Annotated in this window: 2 protein-coding genes; both read left to right on the plus strand. The window is 62.8% G+C overall.

The window, feature by feature from the left end; genetic code table 11:
- The coding region (locus tag AC07UX_RS21125; protein WP_495193928.1) for a hypothetical protein at positions 1-671 on the plus strand (671 nt) is incomplete at its 5' end.
- A gap of 14 nt (positions 672-685) precedes the next feature.
- Positions 686-1,963, plus strand: a 1,278-nt coding sequence (locus tag AC07UX_RS21130; protein ID WP_495193929.1) for an Ig-like domain-containing protein, incomplete at its 3' end; no start/stop codon positions are given.

The following is a 1,963-nucleotide window of genomic DNA, read 5'->3' on the forward strand; positions in this document are numbered from 1 at the left end:
TGCGGATGCGGATGCGGATGCGGATGCGGATGCGGATGCGGATGCGGATGCGGATGCGGATGCCGATGCCGATGCCGATGCCGATGCTGATGCTGATGCTGATGCTGATGCTGATGCTGATGCTGATGCCGATGCTGATGCCGATGCCGATGCCGATGCCGATGCGGATGCGGATGCCGATGCCGATGCCGATGCGGATGCCGATGCGGATGCCGATGCCGATGCCGATGCCGATGCCGATGCGGATGCGGATGCGGATGCGGATGCCGATGCGGATGCTGATGCTGATGCTGATGCTGATGCGGATGCCGATGCCGATGCGGATGCGGATGCTGACGCTGATGCTGACGCTGATGCCGATGCGGATGCGGATGCGGATGCGGATGCCGATGCCGATGCCGATGCCGATGCCGATGCCGATGCGGATGCGGATGCTGATGCGGATGCTGACGCTGACGCTGACGCTGACGCTGATGCCGATGCGGATGCCGATGCCGATGCGGATGCGGATGCGGATGCTGACGCTGACGCTGACGCTGATGCCGATGCGGATGCGGATGCGGATGCGGATGCGGATGCCGATGCGGATGCGGATGCTGATGCCGATGCGGATGCTGATGCCGATGCGGATGCCGACACCGATGAACCGGCACCGCCTACTGCCAGTCTGAATGCGACGGGGACGGTGTGTTCAGGGACTGCCGAGGCCAATGCGACGGTGCAGATTCGCAATGCCGCCGGCGTTCTGATCGCCAGTGGGGCAGCCGATGCGGAAGGCAATTATGCCATTACGCTCGATACGCCGCTCGAAAATGGCGAGACGGTGAGAGTTACGCAAACCGATGCGGCGGGCAATGTGTCACCGCCAGCTGTGGCGATAGCGCCCGACCTGACGGCACCCGATGCACCCTCGGCCACATTGGAAAACCCGGCCAGCCTAACCGGGACGGGCGAGTCCGGTGCGACCATCAATGTCTATGATGCGACCGGCACGGTGTTGGGTACGGGCCAAGTCGGGGACGATGGCACGTTCACGATCGCACTTAGTCCACCGCAGAATAATGGCGAACGCTTGACCGTTATTCAGACGGATGCGGCCGGCAACATATCCACTCCTGTTTTCGTGACGGCAGGCGATGGAATCGCGCCCCAGGCGCCCACCGCCACCATCGGCAATGATGGCGTGTCGGTCACGGGCACGGGTGAAGCGGGCGCCAATATCCGCATCTATAACGCCAGCGGCCTGTTGATCGGTACGGCTGTCGTTCAGGAAGACGGCAATTATGCCGCGACGCTTGCGGTGCCCCAGACCAATGGCGAAGCCTTAACGGTGACGCAGTCCGATGGGGCCGGCAATGAATCGACACCTGTCGCTCTCATGGCGCCCGATCTCGATGCGCCGGACGCGCCGGTGGCCAATATCTCACCCGATGGCACGACGATAACCGGCACAGGCGAACCCGGTGCCATCGTCGATGTGCGCGACGCGCAGGGGAACTTGATCGGTTCCGATGAGGTGCGGCCTGATGGCAGCTACAGCGTCACTTTGTCGCCACCACGGATCGACGGACAACCGCTATCCATTACACAGGCGGATACTGCTGGCAATATATCCGACCCGGCATCGGTGACGGCTCCTGACCTGACCGCGCCCGATGCGCCCACTGCAACGATCACGACTGATGGCGCATCGATCAGCGGCACGGGCGAGATTGGCGCCACCATCATTGTTCGGGATGTGTCGGGCAGCATCATCGGTTCGGCCGTCGTCAATGAGGATGGCAATTATGTCGTGGAACTTACGCCGGCGCGAGTCGATGGCGAAGTCCTGGATGTCACCCAGACGGATGTGGCGGGCAATGAATCGCCCGACATTCCGGTCACCGCGCCGGATTTGACGGCGCCACCTGCGCCGCCAGCAACCATCGACGGAACGGGTACGGTCGTGACGGGTTCGGGCGTA

It is taken from the genome of Sphingobium sp. GW821-FHT02B05 (assembly GCF_059421905.1).